Annotated in this window: 6 protein-coding genes and 1 tRNA gene; 3 read left to right on the top strand and 4 right to left on the bottom strand. The window is 53.8% G+C overall.

The window, feature by feature from the left end:
- From FBQ85_24115 to FBQ85_24100, 4 genes are all read right to left on the bottom strand, one after another.
- Window positions 1–893, bottom strand: an 893-nt coding sequence (locus FBQ85_24115; protein ID MDL1878218.1) for an AAA family ATPase, incomplete at its 3' end; no start/stop codon positions are given.
- A 276-nt stretch (window positions 894–1,169) separates the two neighbouring features.
- Entirely contained in the window at window positions 1,170–1,730 is a 561-nt protein-coding gene (hpt, locus tag FBQ85_24110; protein MDL1878217.1) for a hypoxanthine phosphoribosyltransferase, read from the bottom strand.
- Window positions 1,731–1,764: 34 nt separating this feature from the next.
- The gene (gene tilS / locus FBQ85_24105) at window positions 1,765–3,192 is read right to left on the bottom strand and encodes a tRNA lysidine(34) synthetase TilS (protein MDL1878216.1); all 1,428 of its coding nucleotides are present in this window, start codon (window positions 3,190–3,192) and stop codon (window positions 1,765–1,767) included.
- Between the two features lie 90 nt (window positions 3,193–3,282).
- Window positions 3,283–3,355, bottom strand: a tRNA-Met gene (locus FBQ85_24100).
- Between the two features lie 227 nt (window positions 3,356–3,582).
- On the opposite strand from FBQ85_24100, the gene FBQ85_24095 reads away from it, so the two are divergent.
- From FBQ85_24095 to FBQ85_24085, 3 genes are all read left to right on the top strand, one after another.
- Window positions 3,583–5,487, top strand: coding sequence for a T9SS type A sorting domain-containing protein (locus tag FBQ85_24095; protein ID MDL1878215.1), 1,905 nt, complete (start codon window positions 3,583–3,585; stop codon window positions 5,485–5,487).
- Between the two features lie 190 nt (window positions 5,488–5,677).
- Window positions 5,678–6,127: a hypothetical protein gene (locus tag FBQ85_24090; protein ID MDL1878214.1), complete on the top strand. Its 450-nt coding sequence runs from the start codon at window positions 5,678–5,680 to the stop codon at window positions 6,125–6,127.
- 146 nt (window positions 6,128–6,273) lie between these two features.
- On the top strand, window positions 6,274–7,017 hold a 744-nt coding region (locus tag FBQ85_24085), incomplete at its 3' end, for a hypothetical protein (GenBank protein MDL1878213.1).

Raw genomic sequence — 7,017 nt, 5'->3', positions numbered from 1 at the left:
ATAAAAATGATGCAGGGCGCATTGCGCTGGCCCTGTTCGAACAAATCACGCACACGCGAAGCGCCCACGCCGACAAACATCTCAACGAAATCCGCGCCCGACATGCTGAAAAACGGCACCCCCGCCTCGCCGGCAACGGCTTTGGCGAGCAGCGTTTTGCCGGTTCCCGGCGGGCCGAGCAACAACGCGCCTTTCGGAATTTTGCCGCCCAGGCGTTGAAATTTTTCCGGGTCGCGCAAGAATTCGATGATCTCGCGCAACTCTTGCTTCGCTTCGTCGGCGCCGGCAACATCGTCAAAGGTGACTTTCGGGCGATTATTGCTGGCGAGGCGCGCGCGCGAGCGGCCAAAGGTGAAAATGCTTTTGGTGCCTGCGCCTTGCATGCGCCGCAGGAGGAAAAGCCAGAAAAATGCTACCAAGACCCAGGGCAACAAATTCAGAAAGTAGTTCCACCATTCGACCGTTTTGGGCCGCACGTCGACTTCGAGGTTGTACTTTGAAATCCAGCCGTTGATCGTCTCGAACGAAATTTCCTTGGGCATGAAAACTTTGATATCCTGATAAGCCTTGGGGTCGTTCGCGGCAAGCTGTTGCGCAGTCGTCAGGCGGCCTTCAATTTCATCGCCGCGCACAACGACTTTTTGCAGCTTTTGGCCGTCCAGCAGTTCAATGAACTGGCTGAAACTGACCTGTTTCTCTTCCGGCTCCTGCCGTTCCCAACTCAGGGTAATCCAAATCGCGAGCAATAGAATCGCCAGCCAAAAGGTCAAGGTGCGCGAGGCGCGCGCCCATTGGAAGTTGTTATTATTGTCATCGCGACGCTGCGGCGTCTGCGGCCGTTTGCGTTTCGGAGAATTGGTCGAATTGTTTTTCTTTTTGCTGTTGCTGTTCATTAGGATCGCAAAGTTTAATGGTACAAGGTAAAGTTTCGCTAACGGCGTTCAGAAGCACGTCCGGTTTCCTCGCCCGGCCCGAGGCCGGGAGATGTACTCGCGGCGCCGGCGCAACCTCGGACAGCGCTGCCCGGTCCGGAAATACAAATAAACCTGATCGTGCACTTGAAACCTGCCGGCCTGCGCCGGCTCACTTGCCGCGAACCTGGTGAGATTCCTCAATGATACTCGTCAAGTGAATGAACCAACATCACCATAAAAATAAAACCGCGACCTTCAGTCCATCATATAGACTGCCGGAAGGTTGCGAAATTTTTGAGCGTAATCCAATCCGAAGCCGACCACGAAACGGGTCGGTATGTGAAAACCGACATAATCACAATGATAATCAACCTGCTTGCCGCCGTCTTTGACCAGCAATGAAACGAATTTCAACGAGGCGGGTTTCATTTCCCGCAATTTGTTGTTAAGATACGTCACCGAGAGGCCGGAGTCAATGATGTCTTCCACGATCACCGTGTGGCGGCCTTCGATGTGGCAGTCGATGTCCTTCTTCACTTTAACGACGCCGGAGGTTTTCATCGCTTCGCCATAGCTGGAGATTTTGATGAAATCGACTTCGCAATCGATCGTAATCTCCTTCATCAAATCTGACATGAACATGAAGCTGCCGTTGAGCACGCCGATAAACACCGGACATTTCCCGGCATAATCTGCGGAAAGCTGTTGGCCCAACTCACGTATTCTGGTTTGAATCGCCTGCGCTGTCAACAAAACCGGGTATTGGCCTTGATGAAAGCGCGCGGTTTGATCTGACACGCCTGTCCCTCCGAGCATCACTTGTCATGGTTTGCGGCCCGCGCGGGCGCCATCACAACAACTCGATCTGCATGTGCAACGCTTCCTTCGTTGTGGGTTTGATTTTGAAGCGTTCGTCGAGCCGGTAGCCGCAGACCCAGATAATGCCGTTATCGCATTCGAGCAGCGGAATGTGCTTGCGCCCGTGCCACGGCACTTTCAAATCAATCAAAAAATCCGAGAGTTTTTTGAAGCCCGTCATGCCCAGCGGCTGAAAGCGGTCGCCGGGCAGCGGAAAGCGTACGCGCAGATGGCCGCGCACGGCGTGGGCATCTGCCCATTGGGAATTGGCGGTTACGCTGTCGCGCCAATTCGGTGGTTGCTCTCGGCGCACGACAGTAATGGCAATCCCCGCTTCCGGAACCGGGCAACGCTTTCCGATGGTGAGCACACGCGTGGGTAACGCAGGACGGAGGCGACTGAAGGCAACCTCGGTTTGCGCGACAGCGATTTCGACCATCTGCCGCCAGAGGTAACGCTGCGTGCGATGATGGCCGTGCGCCGGCGCGAGCATGGAAAGAATGCGATCGGTTTCTTGAAACGTCAAGTTACAGCGGGACGACGTGACCTGTTGCATCACTCGGCGAACCACATATGCTTGAATCGGGCGAAAATACTTCCAAAATTGTTGAAGATCAAGGACTATTTTCGCGGGCGTTTGCACAAGCATAAGAGTTTTTAACGCTTCCTCCGCTTGCTGCTGCAACAAATGATCGATTTCCGCAGAAATTTTGGCCAGGCGTTGCAAGCTGCGCACAATGCCGGGATTGAAACGTGTTTTTAATAAGGGTAACAATTCGTGCCGGATGCGGTTGCGCCGGAGGGAAACGTCGGTGTTGCTGACATCTTCACGCCAGGACAAATTCTGTTGTGTCGCATATGTCAAAATTTGCCGGCGCGAGAACGGCAACAACGGCCGCAGAATCACGGCCGGCCCCTGGCTGAACACGCGTTTCGCCGGCATTCCGCCCAAACCAGAGAGGCCGCTGCCGCGCATGAGATGCGCCAGAATGGTCTCCGCTTGATCGTCGCCGGTATGCGCCGTTACAATTGCATTGCAATCGGCTTCTCGCCGCATATCATTCAGCGCACGATAGCGCAGCTTGCGGCCGGCTGCTTCCAGAGAGAGGTGATGCGCGGCGGCATACTCACGCACCTCGATTTTTTGCATCAAAAATTCCAAGCGATAATCATGGGCGAGCTTTTCCACGAATGCGGCATCCGCCTCCGCTTCCGCCCCGCGCAAGTGATGATGCACATGCCCGACCACCAACGACAATTCCCACTCCGCTTGCAGCGCGGCAAATAAATCCAACAGCACGCGCGAATCGACTCCGCCCGAGACCGCGAGCAATAACCGGTCGCCGCGCGCGATCAGGTGATCCTTTTCACAATGACGCCGAAAAATCTCTACGAAATTTTCGCTGGCCCGCTTTGGCATGGGGGGTACTTCCGGGCATAGGCTTGAGAAACGGCTCCTAAAAAATAATCCCGACTTTTCTCGTAGGAACCGTCGGGATCATGCAAGAAGTAGCGGCGGAGGGACTTGAACCCCCGACCTACGGATTATGATTCCGCTGCTCTACCGACTGAGCTACACCGCCAAGACTTTACCCGCTTAATTTAAAAATGATGCGATGAAACGCAAGGGCTTTTTCCCGCCCAAGCTTCACCCAGACTTAATGCAATGGTCATTTTTCCTTATCATGCAATTCGTATTTAAGCCTTGCAAAAAGTGAGGGCGCGCCACAATTCTGTTTCACACTTTGAATCACCTCACGAATCAAATCCGCGCTTTACAACATCATGCCATTCGCAACAGGAGCAGGCTATGAGAATTTCTCGCCAGGCTTTACAGGCTTCATCAGTATTCGGGTTTCGTGGTTTAAAGGCAGCGCTCACGACGCTGGCATTGGCCGGTAACGTTGCGTTCGGCCAGAGTATTCAACTCAATCCGATTGCGACGCACAACACCGGCATTTATGACGGCAGCGCCTCTGAAATTACGGCATATGATCCGGATCGCCGTCGCCTATTTGTCGTCAATGCGCAAGCACAGCGCGTCGACGTATTCGATCTCAGAAATCCGAACGCCCTGGTTGAGCTAGACCCTCTCGACATGTCGCCCTACGGCACGGTGGTCAATAGTGTCGCCGTTCATGATGGCGTTGTGGCTGTTGCGGTCGAAAACGCCGTGAAGACGGAGCCGGGCAAAGTCGTTTTCTTCAACACCAAAGGCAAGTTTCAGAGCCAGGTGACGGTCGGTGCGCTGCCGGATATGCTTACCTTTACGCCCGACGGCCGTTGGTTATTGGTCGCGAACGAGGGCGAGCCGAATAGCGATTACTCGATCGATCCGGAAGGTTCGATCAGCATTATCGACGTTTCCGATGACGCGGACGAAATAAGGCAACGAGATGTGCGTACCGTGAATTTTCGAGCCTTCAACAACGCTGCGCTCGATCCGAGTATTCGGATTTTTGGGCCGAATGCCTCCGTGGCGCAAGACCTCGAACCGGAATACATCGCGGTGTCCTCCAACTCGAAATACGCCTGGGTGACGTTGCAGGAAAACAATGCGATCGCTTATATCGACATCAAGCGCGCAAAAGTCGTGGAGTTGAACGGCCTGGGTTTTAAAGATCACAGCGTCGCTGGCAATGGCCTTGATGCAAGCGACCGCGATAATAAGATCAACATCTCCAACTGGCCGGTAAAAGGCATGTATCTGCCGGATGCCATCGCTTCATATAAAGTCCGGGGCAAGACTTTTCTCGTGACGGCCAATGAAGGCGATGTACGCGAATATGATACATTTGAAGAAGCCGTGCGTGTGGGCAGCCTTGCGCTCGATCCCGACGCATTTCCCCAAGCCGCGACGTTTAAAGATAACGCCAATCTCGGACGCTTAACCGTTACCAAAACGCGCGGTGATACGGACAACGACGGCGATTTTGACGTGCTTTATTCGTTCGGTGGACGCTCGTTCTCGATCTGGACGTCTGATGGCCGTCTGGTTTATGACAGCGGCGACGCGCTCGAACAAATCACAGCCGCGGCTTTTCCGGAAAATTTTAACGCCAGCAACACGAATAACACCTTCGATAATCGCAGCGATGACAAGGGCCCGGAACCGGAGGGTGTCGCCATTGGCAAAGTATACGGCCGTACCTATGCATTTATCGGCTTGGAACGCATCGGCGGGATCATGGTATTTGATATCAGCAACCCCTCTTGTGTGACGTTTGAACAATACTTCAATAATCGTGATTTCTCGCAGACGCCCGGGCCGAATCGCGGTGGAGATCTGGGGGTGGAAGGTTTGCTTTTTATCGATGAGAAAGACAGCCCGTGCCGCAAACCATTGCTCGTGGTGGCGAATGAAGTGAGCGGCTCGACCACCGTCTATGAAATCAGCAAAGGCCTGCGCAAGGAGGGCAGTGACGGCGATGAATTGGCAGAGATGCCGAAGCAATTCGTTTTGCATCAAAATTATCCCAATCCCTTCAACCCCAGCACGACGATTCGCTACAGCTTGCCCGAAGCTGTGCATGTCACGATCAAAGTCTACAGCCTCGCGGGCGCCGAAGTGGCGACGCTGGTCGATGACATGCGTCAAGCTGGCAATCATGAAGTTATGTTCAGTGCCGGACGTTTGGCAAGCGGCGCATATTTCTACCGCATGCAGGTCAATGGTGAGATCACGCAGATGCGGCAGCTCATGCTGGTGAAGTAGGATTTGCGCGTGCTCGGGGCAAGCATGCGAATTTGATTAGATTCGTTTTCGCGTCTACTGAGTCTCTAATGCGGAAGCAAGCTTCCGTGTTAGAGATTTTTTGTTTTGGAACAAAACCACATCTTGGAATCGAATATTCGTTGTGTTATATTTCGCAACAAGCTTTTGAATCGAACTTAGCTTAGAGACAATGCTCAAGTTTTCGCTTTGCTTATTGCTGCAAATCTTTTTGGGCCTGTCGGCCTGCAGCGAATCACCGCAGCCGGCTCCACGCGAATTCACCATTATCTGGGGCAGCGGCGGCGGTTTTACGGGATTTGCCGAGGGTTACATTTTACACAGCAATGGCGCCATCGAGAAATGGTCGGGTCCCTATTTTCGCCGCGATAGAATTCAACCGCTCGGCAGGGTGCCTGCCGCCAGCCTTGACTCATTGCGGCAACTGCTGGCCGCGCACGATTGGCGCCAGGTGCGCCATCGCGAAACCGGTAACATGACAACGAGTCTGTGGGTAATCAGCGGCAAAGATACTGCGATCATGTCTTGGAACGGCATAACACCGGGCAAAGAAGCGCCGGCCGCGCTGCAAGAGTTGTATCACCGGCTCTCGCAAGGCGCTGCAAGCGCGGTGAGAGAGTGACGCGCCATCAGTTTCAGTATAACCGGCATTTTGCCGATAAGCCAAAAGCTGTCGTTGAGAGTTGAATCTTTTCTATTGGCGTACGCGAGCTTGCCTCTGCGGTTCGCACATTTTGAATTCTAAAAGCAACGACTCATTTTTTTCACATGACTGGCCGCCCGAAAAAGCGTTTGGTACGCACTTTTATTCGCCAACGGCGAAAAGGCTTGTGGCGCATTTTCGAAGCTGCCGTTGCCCTGTTCTGCCTGCTGGTCACACATCAAAGCGTTTGGGTTTATTTCCAGGATTTGAGCGCGCGGTTGCGGCAAAGCTATCCCAATCCCACCGTGTGGATTACTCCAGCGTCCCCCACCGAGCCGGTTGATCCCCAAATTTATCCCAAGCCTTCGTTTCAAGTGGGACAAGCTCGCCTCGCGCTGCGCGGCTTTGCGCCGCCCAACAAACCCGTCAATCTCATCATTAACGGGATTGCCGCCGGCGCGGATTTCAGCTACGACGGCAGGCTCAATTTTTATGACGTCAAACTCCGGCGTGGGGCAAACGAAATCACTGCGTATTTGTGGGATCCGGCGCGCCAAACCTATTTGTCAACCAATGAGCTTTCTTCGCCACAAATCATTTACTATAAACCGGCGCAGCCGCTGCCGCCTCAGTTCTTGGGCGCGTTGCTTGACGATGACGGCCGCGTCGTTGTTTTCGGCATGGCCGATCCGACCTCGCGCGTTTTCATTCATGACGAACGCTCTCCGGATTCGATGGTGGTCTGGGTGGATCCGTCCGGTTTTTTTCAATACACGCTAGCGCAAGCGCCGCAAACACCCGTCAAGTTGCATGCGGTGATGTCTGCAAGCAGTCCGGAGCAAGTTGGGCAAAGTTTGCAAGATTCGATT

The sequence above is a fragment of the Cytophagia bacterium CHB2 genome (assembly GCA_030263535.1).
Taxonomy (GTDB): Bacteria; Zhuqueibacterota; Zhuqueibacteria; order Zhuqueibacterales; family Zhuqueibacteraceae; genus Coneutiohabitans.
Note: the sequence above shows the minus strand (reverse complement) of the source record. Positions and strands in the feature narration are given on the sequence as shown.

Excerpts from the sequence above, each read along its gene's own strand:
- hpt (MDL1878217.1), bottom strand. The coding sequence starts at position 1,730 with ATGCTCGGAGGGACAGGCGTGTCAGATCAAACCGCGCGCTTTCATCAA.
- tilS (MDL1878216.1), bottom strand. The coding sequence starts at position 3,192 with ATGCCAAAGCGGGCCAGCGAAAATTTCGTAGAGATTTTTCGGCGTCAT.
- FBQ85_24095 (MDL1878215.1), top strand. The coding sequence starts at position 3,583 with ATGAGAATTTCTCGCCAGGCTTTACAGGCTTCATCAGTATTCGGGTTT.
- FBQ85_24090 (MDL1878214.1), top strand. The coding sequence starts at position 5,678 with ATGCTCAAGTTTTCGCTTTGCTTATTGCTGCAAATCTTTTTGGGCCTG.